The sequence below is a fragment of the Nocardia sp. NBC_01377 genome (assembly GCF_045040005.1).
Taxonomy (GTDB): Bacteria; Actinomycetota; Actinomycetes; order Mycobacteriales; family Mycobacteriaceae; genus Nocardia; species Nocardia noduli.
Window position 1 is genome coordinate 39,675 of the sequence record NZ_CP109567.1, and the last position, 16,344, is coordinate 56,018.

The window sequence follows — 16,344 nt, forward strand, 5'->3', positions numbered from 1 at the left end:
CGGACTGAGGATTCGCAGGTCCGCGTCGAACGAAGAGCCCCCTTTCGTCTCTGCATCCGTGCTGCGTTCGCGACAGGCTGTCCTGCCCGGCTGATCGCAGGACGCGATGCTGGCTGTAGAGGTCATAGGTCTGGCCCCACGTCCGGCGCCTGGATGGGTGCTGCGGAATCTGCTGTAGTTCTGTCGATGCCCGTCGCAGGACGTATGGGCCTACCGTCAGCGAGTCCGGCTGCCTCGATCAATCCAGATCCGAAGTCCACATCCGGGGTGTCGACGGCTGCCCGGCTTTGCGGCAAGAATGATGCACGAGCCCACGACTCGAACGGTGATCTCTGCAGAGACACGGTGGCGTTGCGCTGCTGGTCGAGGACATCAGCGAGGGTCTCGGATATCTGCGCGTACGGGCGAACCGCATCGATCGCCTGGGCGGGAGTGGTGATTTCACCAAACTCGTTGCCGAGGTCGACGCGGACAATGTCCTCGCCCGCGCGGTCACGGCCGTCGAAGACCTGAACGAAATAGGTACCCAGCGCCCGGTCCCAACCGACGAATACCTCGCGGTCGGGAACGCTATCGTCCAGCGGGGCGAGCTGAATGCGGTTATGTTCCAACGAAATCAGCCTCGGACCGTCACGAGTGTTCGAAATGCCGCGCTAGTGGCGTGGTAGGCGCTCTCCAACGCGATCCCGGCCAGCAGGTACCCCAGCCGGGTGAGGTTCCCGACCGGTGCGTGGATCCAGATGAACGGCTGCCACGCCGATATCGGCCCACTGGGGTGGGCGGATCGCGGCGGCGGCGGTACAGGCGGGTTGATCATCGCTGTCCTCGGATCTTGTTGAATATGCGGCGGTTTCGGCCCTTCACCGTCCAGGTCCTTCCTCGAGGAACCGTTCGGCATCGGCACCCTCGGATGGATCGGTGGCGACGATGTGGAGGTGGGAGGTTGCGCGGAGTTCGGGCACCAGCGCGGCCTCGATGATCTGCGCGGCTTGGGCGTCGACCGGTCGATCCGACTCGGTAGGGCTCTGGGTCTGGTCCCAGATGCCGTTGCCGGTCAGTTCACGTAGTTGGTAGAGAGTGCGCAGTTCGAGATCGGTGAGGGTGTGCCATCCGCGGATGCGTTCTTCCTCGAGCGCTCCCAGCCGGTGAGACATCGTGTCCGGCGCGTCGATCCAGTCGGTCCGGACCTCGACAGCGTGTTCCCAGGTCCGTGTCCAACTGTTGGCGCGGTCGAGCCCCGGGGTTTCGATCGCGGCAGCGCGGGTGGTCAGCGCTTGGATCTCGGCGGGGCTGTTCGAGCGGTCTGCGGCGTCGCGGAGTTGGTGGTAGCGCGCGAAGTCCGCGCGCAGGACTTGTTCGACCCACGAGTCGGTCTTTCCTTCGTAATGGTTCGGGTTGCACACATCGGCGGGATCGGCAGTGTCGAAAGGTTCGGCCGTCCACAACCCCGCAGTCCGCGACCGCGCGGCCTGGGTATGCGCGGGAGAAAGATCGGGTCGGTCGAAACTCATCGCCGCTCCTGGGCCGGGCCACCGTGCGCTGCCTGCGACCGGGGCGGATCGGCTGCACCCGCCGACCACGTACCTGCGCAGTGCGTGGCCGCGCGGCCACGGCGAGCGTGGCGCCGTCGTCGAATTCCGGACATCACCGCGGACCTAGTCGTGTAGGTTTCGCCCGTAGTTGGCGGTCACCGCGTTTATCTCCTGGGCGAATCATGGGTTTTCCCATCGTTTTGTCGCCGTTGCTTTCTCATTGGTTTGTCGCTTTCTGTGAGGTGGAGTGATCGGAGGGCGGCTTTGTGGCCGTCGGGTGTGAAGCGGTAGTAGATGCGTTGGCGTGCACGGCTGTTGGTGCGCACGCGTGTCTCGCGTTCGGTCTCGGTCTCTTCGCGTCGTGTCACCCAGTTCGCTGCGGCCATGCGTATGAGCAGTCGGTTCGTGGTCGAGTTGTGGGCGTTGGCTTGTGCCGCGATTTCGATGCAGCAGAACTCGGTGTCGAGTCCGTGGCCGGCGATGATCCGTAGTAGCTTTTCCTGTCCGCGGTAGTGCGAGAGTGGTTGCACTGCAAGGTCATCGAAGGGACGGATGGTGGAGAGTGACGTTGGTGGTGGCATCGGTGGGCAGTTGGTTTCGCCGAGGGCGGTGACCATCTGTGTGTGGACCGGTTCGCTTGCCAGCTCGTCGAGCAGGTTTCGCCCGAGCGTGGTCGGTTGCTGCGCTGTGGGGCGTTTGTAGCGGGTGAAGAGTGCGTCGCCGAGGTGTCGTTCGAGCAGTTCGAGCTGGCTGGCCAGGTTCGCCTGTTTGATTCCGAGGTAGGCGGCGGCGGGTTTGAGTGCGGGGAACTGCATGGTTATCTGGAAGCGGCGCAGGCGTTCCCAGCCGTTGTAGGTTCCTTCGAGGGCTGCGCGGACGCCGTCGGGCAGGTTGTCGTAGGTGCGGTTGGTCTCGGTCCAGCTGGCGACGCCGGTTGTGGGGCGAGCGGGGATATCGAATCGCTCCAGCGCGTTGGCGATGACGCCGTGGATCGTGCCGAGTTCGGCGGCGATGTCGGACATGTTGCGTCGACGATCGAGGTATTGCTCCCGTAACCAGGTCGGGTCGATTCGGGTCGGCGCCTGTCCCTTGCGGATGGTGACGCCGCGGCGTCGCGCGTATTGGGACAGTTCGGTGATGCTGAATCCTGTTTCGGCGCTGAGCTGTTTGAGGCTGCGCTGACCGTCGATGTGTTCGCGTTCGAAGAATTCCCGGGTCAGCAGCGCTTGGGCTTGTTGTTCGCGTCGCCGTGCCCCTGGCGGTGTGCCTTTGGGCCAGGCTCGTTGGGGCCGGTCGAGTCGTTCGAGAGCGAAGCGAATGTGTTCGATGTGGACTCCGATGATGTCGGCGACGTCGACCAGGCGCCGTTTCTCGACGATGACCAGCTGTTCGATCTTGTCGATGTCGAGTTCAGCGACCTCGATGCCGGGCAGGGTGAGCCCGTCGGCGAGACCGGCGGGCGGCGACCAGGTCAAGGGCTCGTCGATGTCGAGCCGGGCGAGCACCGCGGCGGCGTGTTCGCGCAGTGCCTGCCGCAATCCCATGGTCATGTTGAGGGTGAAGCGCAGGTGGTGGCTGCGGTCGTCACTGCCGGTGAATGCCAGCCGGTGTCGTGGATCGGCGAGGTCGGCGCCGGTCAACAACTGGTTGAGGTAGCGGTTGACGTTGAGCAGTCGTTGTCCGGTGGCTTCGTCGCCGGGGTGGGCGTCGGCCGAGCAGGCCAACTCCCACCAAGTTCGCCAGTCGATCGTTTCGCCGGGAATCCGCCGACGTCGGCGGTGGTAGTCGATGGGCGATCCGTGCTCGTCGAGGTAGGCCGCGATGCGGGCCAGTGCCCGGATCACCTGGTCGTGGCCGCGCAACGGCATTGCGATGGCGGCGCGGCTGATCCGGGCGTTGAAGCCCGCGATCTCCTCGGATTGATTGCGTTCGGGGTGGCCGGGAATCAGCAGTGCTGCGCTCATCACACCGCGGTGCAGGTCGGCCCAATGCCCTTCCGAGGGCAGCAGGCGCCCTGCCCAGTCCGGCCAGATCAGTTGCGGGATCATGTGGGTCCGTGACGGTGCTCGGTCGCCGGGCAGGCCGGCCTCGGGCAACGTGGATCGCAGCCGCAGTCGTTCGGTGGGTGCCAGGTCGGTGTCGACGGCGCGTAGATAACGGTTCTGGAATCGAGCGGTGGTGCCCGAATACCAGACGGGGTTGTTCATTCGCGGTGGCGGAATTCTCTTGCCGCGCCCGCTGATGTCCACGAGGTGGCGGATCGAGCGGCTCGCGACGTGCTCGTCCGGGCCGAGGATCGTTTTCGCGCGGATCAGCATGGCCGCGGTCAGGGCCGGATCGCCTCCCGAGGCGTCCATCGCCGCCCGGCTGCGGGTGCGGCCGGGGTCCATCCGGTCGGCTGCGGCGAGCAGTGATGCTTCGTCGTTGCGCAGCAACCATGCGCAGACGGCGTGCAGGTCGGCGATGATCCCCCGGGCTTGCGCGCCGGTGCGATCGTGGGCTTGGGCGAGCAGGGTTTCGATCCAGGTCTGGGCGTCGATCGCTTCGGCGGTCGCGCTCACCGTGACCGCGTCGGCCAGGTCGGTGCGGCAGCGTTGCTGTGTCCGCTTGTCGAGGATGTGTTCGCAGCGCGCGGGTGGCCGCTCGCGTGAGGCGCTGATCAACCCTCGCCGCGGGATGGTGTCGCAGGCCGGGCAGGTCTCGCGCAGCAACGTCCGGTGGTGCAGGCAGGCGACGGTCCACTTGGTTCGCCAGATCAACTGCCAGCGGCCACCACTCTCGGCCAAACACGCAGGGCAGTAACGCGAGCCCCGCGACCGCAGGTGCGCGGCTCCGGCCAGCCCGGCCGCGACCGCGGCGTCCAACCGGTGCGGCGCCAAGCCGGTGGCGGCTTCGATGTGGCGCAGCCGTGCGTCGCTGGTGTGGTCGAGCAGTTGCGCGACGGTGTGGGCGGGATAGTCGATTCCCAACGCGCGCAGCACCTCCCGCGGCGAGATCTGACTGCGTCGAGCGAACGCGTCGATCCAGGAGTCCAGGCTCTCCCCGTCGCGGATCGGGGTGCGCAAAGGCAGCGAAAGCAACACGGCCATCACAGCCCCGCCTTCAGCGGCGCGCCGGATGCGGGAGGCTTGCGCCGCGGTCTGCGCTGCCGGGAAACGGCCTCGTTGCGGCGCCGTCCCTTCTCGGCGGTCTCATCGATGGGGACGGTGTCGAGCAGGTCGCGGGTGATCGCCTCGCCGCCGGTGCGGATCGCTCGGACGGTGGCGCGGTTGACCAGCGTCATCAACGACCCGATGTGCCCGCCGGTGCGGTCGAACAGATATTCCGCGTGCCGCGACAGCTGCCCCGGCCGCCAACGGGTGAGGATCAGTTGCTTGTCGATGGCCTTGATCAGCGCCGTCCACTGGTCGTCGAACTCGAAGAACCCGACCCCGATGCGCGTCCAGCGCCGCCCGGACTGGGCCAGCGCACTCGACCGGCCCGAGAGCCCCTCTTCGAAGAACCGCCGCTCCTCGAGCCCGACCCCGGCATAGATGAAGGTCACCGGGAGCTCGTTGGCCAGCCACTTCAAATGGTTGGAGACCGCCAGCCCGTCCTTGGACTGCTGGTTGATGAAGTGAACATCGTCGATGATCCCGATGCGGGTCGAACACGACAGCACGCAGTCCAGCGCGTAGGCGCCCAGCTGGGCGGCGTTGCCGCGGTCGGCTCCCGGGTGGGCGTAGAACTGGCAGATCCGGTGGTTGAGCTCGCGCAGGGTGGTGTGGGAGGTCAGCCCGACACGGAACACCGGAATGTGTTCGTCACCGCCATCGGTGACCAGGCCGTGGCGCCGAATCGCCTTGCGGTGATAGTCACGCCCGAACAGGTTGACCAGTGTGGTCTTGCCCAGCCCCGGCAGGCCGTCGATGACCGCGGCGCCACGAACCCGATCCGAATCCTGGCGGTTGGAATCGACGATCAACTCCAACTGATCACGCGCGTGACTCAGCTGCGGAGTGGCGATGGTGCCGAAATTGGCGTGCCAGTCCATCCGCTTGTCGTTGTGTTCCTCGAGCGCGTCCTCCCCCAGCGCCGCAAGCGCTTTCCGGGTCAGGACTTCCGGGCGGACGCGTCCGGGAGTGTCGCAGAATCGCTGCCATCCGTCCTTGCGGGACAGGCTGTAGCCGCCTCTCATTCCAGCACCTCCAGCGCGTCGGCGTAGAACTCCTCGGCTGCTGCGCTGTCGAAATCCTCACTGTCGTCGAATATCTCGTCCTCGTTGTCGCCATCGCCGGGTGGCGCTGCGCCGGGATCGACGTAGGCAGGCAGAGCTGGTGTCCGATCGGCGGCCGACTCCAGTTCCGCAGCTGCGGCCAGCCCAGCGCGTTCGGCGGACAGCCGCGCGGCCATCCGCCGCTCGCGGCGGTCGAGGACCTCCCCGACGTCCCAACGAGCCAACACCTCGGCGAGGGCTTCGACCGGATCGACGAAGCGATCCGAACGTTGGGTCAGGATGCGGGCGTAGCGGGCGGCCTCGTCAGAGAACGGGGTGTCCAGCATCGGGGCGTGTTCCCAGTCCAGCCGGTGCCAGTCACCGCTGTCTGGATCCTGGAACCAGACGTAACGGACGTCGTCGTCGTTGACCCGGATCGGCCACTTCCCCGGTTCGGCTCCGCCGTAGGGGCTGGTCGCGTTGCGGTGCCCGTCCAGACCCGCTCCGTTGTAGCGGCGCGTGCCGATGTCGACGCCGTAGTGCTGGATGCTGCGGTGGACCACCCGCAGGAATTCGAAGGCCAGCGTCGGGTCCGCCGGGATCCGCATCAGGCCCGACTTCGCGATGCCGACGGCGAACATGTCGTTGGGCGACATCTCCAGCTCGGGCCAGTCCGCGACCACGAGCCCGTCGTGCTCGCCGCGGTGGTAAGCCGTGGTGACCCAGTCGCGGATGGTGTCCTCGAGCTCGTGCAGGAACAGGAATGCCTGCTCCTCGAGTCCTTCACCGCGGCTGTGCAGATCCGGGCCCTTGTAGGCGGGAAGGTGCTGGATCAGCCCTTCGCGCAGTGTGCGGAAGAACCGCTCGACGGTCGGTTTGTCGGTCGGCTTGCGCGACTGCGCCGGTTGGATGGAGATCCCCAGCCGCGCGCAGACCCCGATCACATGCGAGGACAAGAACGCCCTGCCGTGGTCGATCACCAATGTTTCCGGCGGGCACCAGATCTCGGAGATCTCGCCGGTCTCGGTGAAGACCAGGTGATCGGGCAGCCCGTGCGCGGGCCCCAGCGTCGGACGCCCGGAACCCCGACCGGTCACCGCTTCGAACAGGACCCCGGCGACGTCGATCGCCTTGGTCGAGACGGGGGTGACCTTCAGCCCGAGGATCTGGCGATCGAACAGGTCCTGGGCGACGGTCAGCTGAGCGCGAACCCACCGACACGTCACCGGCTCCATCGCGAAGACGTCGAGATCCTGGGTGTCCAGGATCAGGTACTCCCCCGGCCTGCTCGCGCGCAGCCGACCGTAAACCCCTTGCGGGCGATCGGCTATCGACCGGCGGGCCTTCGCCGAACCACTGACCGCGTTGGTGCCCTTGGTCAGCTCCGCGAGCCTGCGGTATGCGGTCGTCTTCGCCGGGATCGCGACCACGCCGACTCCGTGCTCGCGGTCCAATCGCTGTGCCACTCGTAGCAACACCGCCGAACGGGTGAGCGTGGAGTCCGACACTCGCGCCGCCAACTCGGCCCGGACAGCGGCGTCCCACCGTGGATCGACCCTCGACCGCCGCCCCCGGCGCGCCCGGTCATCGACCAGTCCCGCCTCCCCCGCGTCCCGATAAGCGGCCAACCACCGCTCGATCGTGCGCATCGACACCGATAACTCCCGCGCTTTCGCCACGCACCGAGCTGCCAACAGCTGCCCCGCCGCATAGTCCGGACGCGGTTCGCCTTCCGCCGCAGCTTCGGCATAGCCCGACCGATAGCCACTCAGAACCTCCCGGATGTGCCCGCCCCGCTCAGCGGCCTGCTCCCGCTCCTGCAGCGTCAACCCCTCGAGCACCAACCCCGGGTCGCAGTCACGCTCGACGGGCTCCAGACTCCTCGCCCGGGAAACGAATTCCGCCATCGCGAAGCTGGCGTAGCGGTCATCGGAATAACGGACGACCACCTTGCGGCCGTCGAACTCGACGACCCGCGCCCCTTCCCCGTCGATCAGCAAAGTCGCGCCGACCGCGACCCTCACCGTGCGCGCGTTCATGCCGAGACCCCCGCCGGGGTCGCAGCCGCGGCCAAAACAGTGGAGCGACCGAGATTTCGCGTCAGATCCGTCGACAACCATGACCGCCACAGCAGATGCAAGATCACCGGCCGGATCACCGCAGGCGGCGCCATCCGAACCAAACTCCGCTCCAGCAAACCGAACTCGATCGGATCGACCGCGAACGACATCACCGCTTCGACCCATTCCAACGCGATCGTCACCGGTCGCCGGAAACCGGCCAGAAACCGCACATTGCTCAGCAACACCGGGTCACAACCGGTCCAGACCTCGAAGCCGACGCCGTGCGCCTCGCAGACATCTCGTGCCCACGCAAATTGCGAAGCAACCTTCGGATCCGACAGGCGAGCAACTGCTTTGACATCCACGACGGTCAACCCACCGTCCGCCCTGGCCAGCAGAAGGTCCGGCACGTGCCTGCGCACGCGACCACCGTCGATTCCTTCCAGGACAAACGGCTGCGCAGCGATCGCCACGACATCCCCGTCATGGTCCGCCAGAAGAATCCTCGCCAGCTCCAACCGACTCTCGTAGACCACATGCCCGCCGGTCGTCGATGACCAGTACCAGCCCGAATAGTGGCGCTTGCCCTTCCACCACCGGAACTCGCGGACAGGCTTACCTGCCAAGACATCGTCAAACGGCAACCGCCGCAGGGTCATATCTACGAACTCGCCGTTGTCCATCCGAAAGCGCACGGCCACATCAGAATCCGAGACGACACCCGCGCTACCGGCCCAAAAGTGGGCTGTTCCTTCATAAGTCATGACCGACACCCAACTCCTTTCGCCGAATATGAGGGCAATGACACGCCGGACTCGATTCCCACCGACCTGTCGTAAACGACAGGTCACCGACAAATGGATGGGACTACCGACAAAAATCATGGGAATCTACAAGTCGCTCGACTCGGCAGCGGCAGTGTCGAATCCGGCGAAGCGTGTGTTTGTGTCGTGGATTCCTGTCAGTCGTTCGGTTTCGCTGAGTTCGACGAAGAAGGGGATGCCGGGTTGTCGGCCTTCGCCGATCTTGAGGAGGAATTTGCCGGTGCCGGGTGGGGTGGGTCGGGGTTGGTCGCGGCGGATCGCTTCGCCGGTGAGGGCTTGGGGTGCGGACCAGGTGGTGACCATGGCGCGTTCGACGTTGGTGAACGGGATGATCGATTCCAGGCGGCTGATCTCCTCCCCTGGTAGTGCGCCGAGGATTTTGGCGCGGGCGCGTTCGAGGAAGCCGAGGGCGCGGCTGATCGCGGCCGGGGAGTCGAGTGCTTGGAGGTCTTTGATGGTGTGGCTGATCATGATCAGCGCGACCGCGATGCCGCGTTGCAGGCGGGTGAGTTCGTCGACGCGTTCGACCATGGACTCTCCCAGGCCGAGGACCTGCCAGAGTTCGTCCATGACGACCTGGAAGTAGCGTTGCGGGGCGAGTCCGGCGTCAGTGAGCATGTTCAACGCCTCCACGGCGGAGAACCCGGCTCCCCAGCAGGCGAGCATGACTGCGGCTTTGAGTTTCTTGTCGCCTTTGGGGATGTGGGAGACGTCGATGCAGACCGCGGTGGAGTCCAGGTCGATCGCGACGCTGGTCTGTCCGTCGAAGACCTGCCCGAACGGGCCTTTGGTCAACGCCCGCAACGACTGCCGTAACGGCACGATCGCCGCTTGATAACGTTCGTCACTGTCGGCGGCCGCGTCCAGACGCAATTCGTCACCGCCGGTGACGATCACCGCGAGCAGATCACTCAATATCGGTGCCCGGCCGGGCCCGAAACCCGGACCACCCGCGTGTGTGGGGGTGTAGAGCAGTGACAGGGCGGTCGCGATGACGGTTTCCTCGTAGTCGGCGACGCGTTGGCCGCGTACGAGTTCGACCAGCGCACACACCAGCGCGATCTGGCGGGCACGGAGTTCTTGGGCGAGGGTGTGGGCTTGTTCGAATTTCTCGGCGGCTTCCAGACGGGTGAGGACTTCACCCATGACGCCGGTGTCGAGCGGGTTGAGGTGCCCGTACCCGTAGCCGAGGTCGATGACCTGGCCGCCGACCAGTTCGACCAGGCGCCGGTAGTCGGGTTTGACGTCGGCGAGGATCAACGGGGTGATGCCTTGGGCGATGCCGCCGAGCACGATCCGGCGCACGAGCGAGGACTTCCCGAAGCCGTTGAGCCCCAACACGAACAGGCTCGGCGCGGTGATGAACCCGCCGCGCTGGAACCAGTTCATCGGGTCGAAACACACCGGGGCCCCGGTGCGCAGATGCGGCCCCAACGGTGTGCCGACCAGGGGCGCTCCGGCACCGACGGCCCATGGCCACAGTCCGACGACCTGGGCGGTGGTGCCGCGCCATTCGGCCGGACGCCCGACCGCGCTGACCCGTCCCCCGCCGGGTCCTGCGTAGCCGCTGTCGGTCAGACGCAGTGCGGGCCGGTCGAAGTCGTCGTGTACTGCGGCGTCGGCGAGCATGGCACGGTTGCGGTGGCGGCGGTCGTCGCGCGACAGCATCATTCCCGCCCAGATCGCGCGCAATCCTCCGGCGCGGTGGCGTATTTCGAGTTTCGCGCGGGCGGTCTCGTCCAGAGTCCGCGGTCCTCGGCTCTGTCCGGTCGCGGCCGGGCGCTGTCGAGTCGACGTCGGGGTGGGCATGGTTCAGCCCTCCAGGGCTTCGGGGATGGTGGCGTGTTCGGGCAGGATGACCCCGACGCCGAGGGACGCGGCGAACGCCGCGGAGTGGTAGGTGTTGCACCGGCGGATCGTCAACCGGGCCTGGGTGGACAGGTCACGGACGAGGGCTTCGATGCGGGGAATGTCGGCGCCCCGTGGGGCGGTGAGGGTGATCAGGATTCCGTAGCGGGTCAATCCGTGCCCGCGTGCTTGTTCCTGGCGGGCTTGTTCGGCGTTGGCGACCCGGATGCTCGCCGACGCCGAGACCAGGCCACCTTTCGTGTTCTGTTGAGCGACGCGGGCGTTGCGCCAGTCGTCGTCGACGATGCCGGTGGCCTCGGCCGCCGAATGCGGTCGATACACCAGTGCGATGCGTTTGCGGGGCAGTTCGGGGTTGGGTTCGAGTAGCCGTTGCAGCACCCGGTCGGTCACGACACCGGGCGGGGCGGCGGTCATCTCCCACGTGATCGACACCGCCCCGGCGTGCAGGAGCCGGTCGTAGCGCTGCTGCTCGTCAGCTGGACCGGCCATCGCCCACGTCAGACGGTGTCCGTCGGGGTCGGTGGCGGCGGCTTCCAGGTCGGCTTGCGACGCCGGATCGTAGGAGCGGCGGACGAAGGCGATGATCTGTTCGGGAGTCATCGGTTCGGCCCGTACACCGGCCTCGGCGAGGGCGGCGAGGATGCCGGGCAGGCGACGGCCGATCTCGAGGGCCTGTTCGGCGGGGATCTTGCGCCGTTCGGGCGTGGTCGCTTCGAAAGTGATCGCCAGACGTGGCTCCAACTGCACTCGCTGGGAGGCGAGTTGGTCTGCCAGTTCCCACATCACCCGCTCGGCGACCTCGGGCACACCCGGGCGCATCATCGCCGCGACTTCGGCGGTGAGCCGGTTACCGGTCTCGGGGACCGTGTCGATCACCGGCACGATCGCTTTCACATCCGGCGCGCTGCCCAAGGAAGCGAGGAACGCGCCCCAGGCTGCGACCCACTGATCGACCAGGTCCTGATCGACTGCTTCGCCGCCTTGGGGCCAGGCGCGCAGCACGATCGTGTACTCCCCGAATTTCGGGAGGTGGATCATCCCGAAGTTGTGCCCGTCCACGGCTTGGCCGCGATACAGCCGCGACGGCGCCAACAGTCCGGGCAGAACAGTCGCGCCGCCCGGGATCGCGGAGAACGAGCCGGAGCGGTAGGAGTGCTCCTTGCGCCGGACCCCGCCCCACCACTGCCACAGCAACAGCGCACGAACATATCCGGTGCGCCCCCCGATCTGGACCACCAACGGCGCGGTCACGGTCACCCCGACACCGGCCAGGATCCCGGCGACTTTGAATCCGAACATCGCCTGGCCGAGGATGACCACGACGATCACGACACCGGCGGTGAGCATCGCTACCGCCGAGAGCCCGAACAGGCCTTCCGCGCGCGGACGGGTACCGGCACTGTAGGTGCGTTCTACGTACTCACTCACCGCTCACCTCCAAAGGTTCTTTCGATATCCGTTGTGGGGCTCTCTGTTTCATCGATCGATTCGATGTGGGCCGTCCGTGCCACTGGGTCCCCGCGGAAGTTGCCGTTGCCCGGGGGGTAGCGCTGGTGGCCCACCGGCTGCGTCGTCGGCGGTGCGCACGGATTCGGTGCCCGCACGCTGTACTCCTCCGGCGACCGTGGCGCTGGCGACGCCACCGGCGCGGGACGCGGGCTGTCGCGACTGACCTGCCACCACCACCCCGCCCGAGCCGGGAGCGCCCGCACCCGGCGGAAGGCCGCCGCGGCTTGGGTTACCGCCGCCCAGCGCAGGGAGTTGGCGTGCGCCCGTAGCGGGAGCGGCCCGTGTACCGGTAGCGGGGACCTGGCCTGCGGTGCCCGCACCCGTGGTCGCGCCGCGGGCTCCCACCATGCCGATGCCTGCGGCGGCCGCGGTGACGCCGATCCCGGCCAGGGCAGCCGCGGCTCCCGCGCCGCTGCCTCCCGACCCCAAAACCGACAGGGCCGGTGCGACCAGTCGGATCAGGGCGGGCAGCACGAACGCGGCACTGCACAGCAGTACCAGCGCGACGAAGGAACGGTGGGCAGCGTCGAGGCTGTAAACGCCTTCGGTGCCGGGATCGTTGGCGGTGGCGTCGGCGGTGACGAACGCGATCATGTACACCAGCGCCGCGACCGGTTTGAACAGCAGGAACGCGATGATCCAGGCCCCGAGGCGCTCGTAGGCCTGTTTGCCGCTCGAGGTGCCCGAGGCGGCGGCGGTCAGCGGGTAGAACCCGACCGCGACGACCAGCAATGCTTGGCGCAGGATCGTGAGGACGAACATCGCCAGTGCTCCGAGCATGCCGACGATCGCGACGAGGAACATGAACCCGGGCCCGTAGACGCCGAATCGGCCGGTGTCGAACATCAGTTTCGCTGCGCCTTCGGCGTCGCCGCCGGTGGCGTCGGTGATGATCCACGCCGAGAGGTCGTCGGTCATGCGCGCCGCGGCCAGGATCGCCGCGCCAGCGACCCAGGTGGTCATGGTCGAACGCGCCAGCATCTTGAACGTTTCCTCGGCGTGCTCGGCGGCGGCTTGGGCGCGGGCGATCCCGATCCGTAACGCCGAGATCGCGATCGAGAACGCCAACACCCACGTCTGCAGCTGGCGGGTGTAGGAATCGACCCGCCCCCACAAGGTCGATTCCGAGGCATCCGGACCCGCGCCTTCGAGCAGCACGTCGTTGGGGGACTTAATCCAGAGCATGCTCAGCGACAAGGCCTCGGCCAGGCCGTCCATGAGCGTCTCGGTCACCTTGCCGAACGTCGAATCCCACAGCTTGGCCGTGGTGGCATCGACGGCGCTGCCCGGATGGGTGGCGGCGTTGCCCAATTTGCACCCGAGTGCGTTCGTGTTCCCCGCCCAGGTCCCGATCACCGGGATATCCGACAGAGCGTCGTGGATCTGGTTGCAGGTTTCGTCGAACCCGTAGGTCGTCGAATCCTCCTGCGCTGGAGCTGGAGCCGGTGTCGGGGTGGTGGTCGGTTGGGCCGAGGCCATGCCCGCGCTGCCGAGGATCAGGGTGAGCGCGACGGCGGCCAGGGCGAGGGTGCGTGTCAGCAAGGTCATGACCAGCTCGTCCAGCCGCTGAGGTCCGAAATCTGGCTGGTGGACAAGGAATTGCCGTTGCCGCGCAACAGCCAGTCGGTGCCGTTCCACACCATCGGCACCGACGCCGTGATCCAGGCCCGGGCAGCAGAGGAACCAGCAGCTGTGGTGGTGGGTTCGTTCGAACGTGATGCCAGCCGCACGACGGCGAGGTCGGGGGCGTAGCTCTCGACACGGAACGCGTCATAGGCCAACAGTCCGCGGGTGCGGGCGGCGGGTTGTTGTCTCGGCAGTCTCCCGGCCGCGATCCCGGCGTCGAAACGTGCCTGATCGGCGGGAGTGAGGACCAGGCGTTGGGTCAGGACCGCGCGGTCGCCGGGACGGGCGGCGACCTGATACACGCTCATCGCCGCTGCCAGCGCCGCACCCTGCGGGGTGTGGGCGTAGCCGCCCGCGACACCGTCACGGATCCAGGTCGGGCCGTCGGAGGTGGAGAACGGCACCACGACCCCGTGCACCCGCTGCCAACCACCCGGTTCGCGCAACCCCGCCGGTGGCGCGGTGAGCCAGTCCCGGTCGGTCGAGGTCTTCGACGGGATCTGTTGCTCGCGCAGTTGCCCGTCAGGGTGCAGCGGGATGTCGACGCGGCGACCGAAGATATCGACCTCTGGCACCGCGAACCCGGCCACCCCACCCGGCAGCGGGGTCGCCGTCGCCGACGGCGTGGCCGCGGTCTGCGGGTCGGCGATCGGGTCGGGGCTGGTTTGGCGTACCGCGAAAGCGATCGCGGCAGCGATCAAGATCGCGGCCACCAACACCCCGGACACGATGGTCCCCATCCGCGGCTGCCGACGTTCCGGCGCCAAGTTCTTCGGATCCGATGTCATTGGGGTGCCTCAATTTTCACGGCGGCATCCATCGTCGATGTGGCGCGCACAACCGGAGTGGTGGAGGCCGGGTCGGGCAGTTGCAGTAGCCAGTCCCCGTGCTGCCAGACCACCACCGCAGTGTTGACCGCGATCGAGTTGTCGGGATAGCTGGTGTAGATCTCGACCCGGGCGCGGTCGGGGCGGTAGTCGGTGATCGTGTAGCCGCGTACGCGTGGCGCTTGGGCGGGGTCGGCACGGGTGGTGATCGACAACAGCGCCCGGGAGGTGACCCATTCGTCTTTGCCCGGCCCGAAAGCGATTTCGCGTTCGGCGACCCGCACCCAGTACTGGTCGGTGGCCAGGGACATGCGCACGGTGTGGGTGATCGCCGCGAGCGCCGCTCCTGCCGGGCTGGCCGCGAACCCGGTCGCGCTGCCCGCCTCGAGGACGGTGGGACCGTCCCGACCGACAGGAACCGCGACGCCTTGGTAGTCGCGCCAGCCCAACCCGGCCGGGACCGTGTTCGGATCCACGACCGTCTCGGGTGAGGTGTCGTGCTGGTGCTGGTCGTCTCCGCAACCGGCGACGCCGAGCGCGAACACCGCAGCCACGAGGTACGTGCAGCGCCGAATTCGTGTCATTGCCAACCTTTTCTGGATCGCCGATGGATGTCGGGGTGTTAGAAGGCGAGGTTCATCAGTAGTGATGCGGCGAGTGGCCAGGCGACGCTGGCGAGGATCCAGGCCACCATCGCGCGCACGACCGCGCCGGGTGCGGGGGGCGGGCCGGGCGGGGGCCGGTACAGTTCCCAGCCCGCGCGGCCTCCCACCCAGATCAGTCGGCCGATGAGTCCGACCTCGACGATCCACAACAGCCACCGGAACAGCTGTGCCATCTGTTCGGTGACCTCGTCGGGTAACTGCTTGTAGGCCAGCAACGTCGACAACATGACAGGGGGCCGGGCTCAGCTGACGATGCCGTTCATGATGGTGCCCGCGCTGGTGGCCAGGATGCCGCCGATCAGCGCGCCGAGCACCATTTTCGGGCTCTCGAGCATCCCGCCCTGCCATTTTTCCCAGGCGAATTTGCCCCCGGCGAACATGATCGCCGCGACGCCGGAGAGCAGCACGATCCACGCCAGATACCGCATGAGTTTTTCCAGCCCTGCCGAGCCGGGCGGTTGTTCGGGGGTGTAGTTCTTGACCTGCGCCAGCACGGCACCGTGGTCCAAGACGGTCGGTAACCAGCTCATCAGCTATTCGTCTCCTTCGGTCGAATATCGGTGGTGATGCAGTGCGGTGATGAGCGCGACCAGTTCGCGCCCGAAATCGGCGATATCGGTTGGCGCGGTGTCGAGTTCGCTACTGCGCCGCTGTTTGTCCGGCGCCGCGTCGCCCGGGTGCCAGACCGGGAGATCGGTGTGGCGGGCCAGCATCCATTCCTCGTGCCACTGCACCCGCCACAGGTGGGTGACCAGGCCGCTGTAGAGGTCGCGGTCACGGCGGATCCCGGTCGGCATCCGCCCCGGCCGGGCGGCCACGGTCACCAACCCGACCACCTCGCTGTCTCCGGCGAGTCCGGCGTGATGCTGGCGCAGCAGCGCGTCGGCCGCGGCCAACCCGATCGCGGTCTCACGGGCCACGACCAGCACATACGGGGACTCCGCCGCGACCGGCGCGGGCCAGCGGCGGCCGCAGTCCGCCGCCGGAGCCAGCAACCGTGCCAGCGTGGTGACACCCGCCCCGCCGTGTGCACCGAGCAGCCACAGCAGCGGGGGACGTGGGCTACCAGTAGCGTTGTGCACCAAGGGAACCGGGCTATCCCAGATCGGTGCGCGCTGGTCGGCGGGCGGGGCGAGAACCGCGCGCGTCGGCTCCCGTTTCCGGGCACGCGGTCGTGGGGTGGCGGTGGCAGGGTCGCTCGGGTGCGCGGTGCTGGTCATGGTGCTCATCGCCC

Annotated in this window: 15 protein-coding genes; all 15 read right to left on the minus strand. The window is 67.4% G+C overall.

Translation table 11 applies throughout. The annotated features are described in order from the left end of the window. Nucleotides 1-122: 122 nt before the first annotated feature. On the minus strand, nucleotides 123-611 hold the full coding sequence (locus OG225_RS40640; RefSeq protein WP_331758351.1) for a hypothetical protein: 489 nt from the start codon (nucleotides 609-611) through the stop codon (nucleotides 123-125). Between the two features lie 5 nt (nucleotides 612-616). Further along, on the minus strand, nucleotides 617-817 hold the full coding sequence (locus OG225_RS40645) for a hypothetical protein (protein ID WP_331758354.1): 201 nt from the start codon (nucleotides 815-817) through the stop codon (nucleotides 617-619). A 43-nt stretch (nucleotides 818-860) separates the two neighbouring features. Then, complete coding sequence (locus OG225_RS40650; RefSeq protein WP_331758357.1) at nucleotides 861-1,511, minus strand: hypothetical protein; 651 nt, start codon at nucleotides 1,509-1,511, stop codon at nucleotides 861-863. 185 nt (nucleotides 1,512-1,696) lie between these two features. Then, nucleotides 1,697-4,621, minus strand: coding sequence for a TniQ family protein (locus OG225_RS40655; protein ID WP_331758360.1), 2,925 nt, complete (start codon nucleotides 4,619-4,621; stop codon nucleotides 1,697-1,699). Next, the gene (locus OG225_RS40660; RefSeq protein WP_331758362.1) at nucleotides 4,621-5,709 is read right to left on the minus strand and encodes an ATP-binding protein; all 1,089 of its coding nucleotides are present in this window, start codon (nucleotides 5,707-5,709) and stop codon (nucleotides 4,621-4,623) included. Before OG225_RS40660 ends, OG225_RS40655 begins: the two co-directional genes overlap by 1 nt. Continuing rightward, complete coding sequence (locus OG225_RS40665; protein ID WP_331758364.1) at nucleotides 5,706-7,766, minus strand: helix-turn-helix domain-containing protein; 2,061 nt, start codon at nucleotides 7,764-7,766, stop codon at nucleotides 5,706-5,708. The genes OG225_RS40660 and OG225_RS40665 overlap by 4 nt, the downstream gene beginning before the upstream one ends. Beyond that, nucleotides 7,763-8,554 (minus strand): TnsA-like heteromeric transposase endonuclease subunit, encoded by a 792-nt coding sequence (locus OG225_RS40670; RefSeq protein WP_331758366.1) that lies wholly within the window; start codon nucleotides 8,552-8,554, stop codon nucleotides 7,763-7,765. The genes OG225_RS40665 and OG225_RS40670 overlap by 4 nt, the downstream gene beginning before the upstream one ends. A 126-nt stretch (nucleotides 8,555-8,680) precedes the next feature. Next, complete coding sequence (locus OG225_RS40675) at nucleotides 8,681-10,423, minus strand: hypothetical protein (RefSeq protein ID WP_331758368.1); 1,743 nt, start codon at nucleotides 10,421-10,423, stop codon at nucleotides 8,681-8,683. A gap of 3 nt (nucleotides 10,424-10,426) precedes the next feature. Next, nucleotides 10,427-11,911 carry an SCO6880 family protein gene (locus OG225_RS40680; protein ID WP_331758370.1) on the minus strand — a complete coding sequence of 495 codons (1,485 nt, stop codon included), beginning with the start codon at nucleotides 11,909-11,911 and terminating at the stop codon, nucleotides 10,427-10,429. Between the two features lie 48 nt (nucleotides 11,912-11,959). Next, nucleotides 11,960-13,540 (minus strand): hypothetical protein, encoded by a 1,581-nt coding sequence (locus tag OG225_RS40685; protein ID WP_331758372.1) that lies wholly within the window; start codon nucleotides 13,538-13,540, stop codon nucleotides 11,960-11,962. Next, the gene (locus tag OG225_RS40690) at nucleotides 13,537-14,406 is read right to left on the minus strand and encodes a hypothetical protein (RefSeq protein ID WP_331758374.1); all 870 of its coding nucleotides are present in this window, start codon (nucleotides 14,404-14,406) and stop codon (nucleotides 13,537-13,539) included. The genes OG225_RS40685 and OG225_RS40690 overlap by 4 nt, the downstream gene beginning before the upstream one ends. Beyond that, nucleotides 14,403-15,029 carry a hypothetical protein gene (locus OG225_RS40695; RefSeq protein WP_331758376.1) on the minus strand — a complete coding sequence of 209 codons (627 nt, stop codon included), beginning with the start codon at nucleotides 15,027-15,029 and terminating at the stop codon, nucleotides 14,403-14,405. Before OG225_RS40695 ends, OG225_RS40690 begins: the two co-directional genes overlap by 4 nt. Before the next feature lie 38 nt (nucleotides 15,030-15,067). After that, nucleotides 15,068-15,337 (minus strand): hypothetical protein, encoded by a 270-nt coding sequence (locus tag OG225_RS40700; RefSeq protein ID WP_331758378.1) that lies wholly within the window; start codon nucleotides 15,335-15,337, stop codon nucleotides 15,068-15,070. 15 nt (nucleotides 15,338-15,352) lie between these two features. Next, a complete protein-coding gene (locus OG225_RS40705) occupies nucleotides 15,353-15,640 on the minus strand; it encodes a hypothetical protein (RefSeq protein WP_331758380.1) in 288 nt (95 codons plus the stop codon). Nucleotides 15,641-15,643: 3 nt separating this feature from the next. Next, nucleotides 15,644-16,339, minus strand: a complete 696-nt coding sequence (locus OG225_RS40710; RefSeq protein ID WP_331758382.1) for a DUF6668 family protein — start codon at nucleotides 16,337-16,339, stop codon at nucleotides 15,644-15,646. Nucleotides 16,340-16,344 lie beyond the last annotated feature (5 nt).

Coding starts and splice junctions, on each gene's coding strand:
- OG225_RS40645 (WP_331758354.1), bottom strand. CDS start 817: ATGATCAACCCGCCTGTACCGCCGCCGCCGCGATCCGCCCACCCCAGT.
- OG225_RS40650 (WP_331758357.1), bottom strand. CDS start 1,511: ATGAGTTTCGACCGACCCGATCTTTCTCCCGCGCATACCCAGGCCGCG.
- OG225_RS40655 (WP_331758360.1), bottom strand. CDS start 4,621: ATGGCCGTGTTGCTTTCGCTGCCTTTGCGCACCCCGATCCGCGACGGG.
- OG225_RS40660 (WP_331758362.1), bottom strand. CDS start 5,709: ATGAGAGGCGGCTACAGCCTGTCCCGCAAGGACGGATGGCAGCGATTC.
- OG225_RS40665 (WP_331758364.1), bottom strand. CDS start 7,766: ATGAACGCGCGCACGGTGAGGGTCGCGGTCGGCGCGACTTTGCTGATC.
- OG225_RS40670 (WP_331758366.1), bottom strand. CDS start 8,554: ATGACTTATGAAGGAACAGCCCACTTTTGGGCCGGTAGCGCGGGTGTC.
- OG225_RS40675 (WP_331758368.1), bottom strand. CDS start 10,423: ATGCCCACCCCGACGTCGACTCGACAGCGCCCGGCCGCGACCGGACAG.
- OG225_RS40685 (WP_331758372.1), bottom strand. CDS start 13,540: ATGACCTTGCTGACACGCACCCTCGCCCTGGCCGCCGTCGCGCTCACC.
- OG225_RS40690 (WP_331758374.1), bottom strand. CDS start 14,406: ATGACATCGGATCCGAAGAACTTGGCGCCGGAACGTCGGCAGCCGCGG.
- OG225_RS40695 (WP_331758376.1), bottom strand. CDS start 15,029: ATGACACGAATTCGGCGCTGCACGTACCTCGTGGCTGCGGTGTTCGCG.
- OG225_RS40700 (WP_331758378.1), bottom strand. CDS start 15,337: ATGTTGTCGACGTTGCTGGCCTACAAGCAGTTACCCGACGAGGTCACC.
- OG225_RS40705 (WP_331758380.1), bottom strand. CDS start 15,640: ATGAGCTGGTTACCGACCGTCTTGGACCACGGTGCCGTGCTGGCGCAG.
- OG225_RS40710 (WP_331758382.1), bottom strand. CDS start 16,339: ATGAGCACCATGACCAGCACCGCGCACCCGAGCGACCCTGCCACCGCC.